We start from the raw sequence: 1663 nt of genomic DNA on the forward strand, positions 1-1663 counted from the left end.
TACGGCTACCTTGTTACGACTTCACCCCAATCACCAGTTTTACCTTCGGCGGCGTCCTCCTTACGGTTAGACTACCGACTTCGGGTCCCCCCGGCTCTCATGGTGTGACGGGCGGTGTGTACAAGGCCCGGGAACGTATTCACCGTGGCATGCTGATCCACGATTACTAGCAATTCCGACTTCGTGCAGGCGAGTTGCAGCCTGCAGTCCGAACTGGGACGTTGTTTCTGAGTTTTGCTCCACCTCGCGGTCTTGCTTCTCTTTGTTTAACGCCATTGTAGTACGTGTGTAGCCCAAGTCATAAAGGGCATGATGATTTGACGTCATCCCCACCTTCCTCCGTTTTGTCAACGGCAGTCTGGCCAGAGTCCTCTTGCGTAGTAACTGACCATAAGGGTTGCGCTCGTTGCGGGACTTAACCCAACATCTCACGACACGAGCTGACGACAACCATGCACCACCTGTCTCCTTGCTCCGAAGAGAAAACATATTTCTATGTTCGTCAAGGGATGTCAAGACTTGGTAAGGTTCTTCGCGTTGCGTCGAATTAAACCACATACTCCACTGCTTGTGCGGGCCCCCGTCAATTCCTTTGAGTTTCAACCTTGCGGTCGTACTCCCCAGGTGGATTACTTATTGTGTTAACTGCGGCACTGAAGGGGTCAATCCTCCAACACCTAGTAATCATCGTTTACGGTGTGGACTACCAGGGTATCTAATCCTGTTTGCTACCCACACTTTCGAGCCTCAGCGTCAGTTGGTGCCCAGTAGGCCGCCTTCGCCACTGGTGTTCCTCCCGATATCTACGCATTCCACCGCTACACCGGGAATTCCGCCTACCTCTGCACTACTCAAGAAAAACAGTTTTGAAAGCAGTTCATGGGTTGAGCCCATGGATTTCACTTCCAACTTGTTCTCCCGCCTGCGCTCCCTTTACACCCAGTAATTCCGGACAACGCTTGTGACCTACGTTTTACCGCGGCTGCTGGCACGTAGTTAGCCGTCACTTCCTTGTTGAGTACCGTCATTATCTTCCTCAACAACAGGAGTTTACAATCCGAAGACCTTCTTCCTCCACGCGGCGTCGCTGCATCAGGGTTTCCCCCATTGTGCAATATTCCCCACTGCTGCCTCCCGTAGGAGTTTGGGCCGTGTCTCAGTCCCAATGTGGCCGGTCACCCTCTCAGGTCGGCTACTGATCGTTGCTTTGGTAGGCCGTTACCCCACCAACTGGCTAATCAGACGCGGGTCCATCTCATACCACCGGAGTTTTTCGCACCAGGTCATGCGACCCTGTGCGCTTATGCGGTATTAGCAGTCGTTTCCAACTGTTATCCCCCTGTATGAGGCAGGTTACCCACGCGTTACTCACCCGTCCGCCACTCAGTCACAAAATCTTCATTCCGAAGAAATCAAATAAAGTGCTTCGTTCGACTTGCATGTGTTAAGCACGCCGCCAGCGTTCATCCTGAGCCAGGATCAAACTCTCATGTTAAAAAGTTTTCCTGTCCAGTTATAAACTGGCTTAATCAGATGTTCATCTGATTTACTGTTTTAAGGTTGTTTCTTTATAGAAACGTTCGTGTGTTGTTATTTACAACACCCTGAAATTCATTGAATCTTTCAAGGTTATTTCACTGTTCAGTTATCAAGGTTCTTTGTT

1 rRNA gene is annotated in these 1663 nt (G+C 50.5%); it reads right to left on the bottom strand.

Annotated elements, in window-relative coordinates:
- A 16S ribosomal RNA gene (locus tag ACMO9O_RS09445) occupies positions 1-1495 on the bottom strand; the annotation flags it as partial.
- Between the last annotated feature and the right edge of the window lie 168 nt (positions 1496-1663).

It is taken from the genome of Alistipes sp., assembly GCF_048465635.1.
GTDB lineage: Bacteria > Bacteroidota > Bacteroidia > Bacteroidales > Rikenellaceae > Alistipes.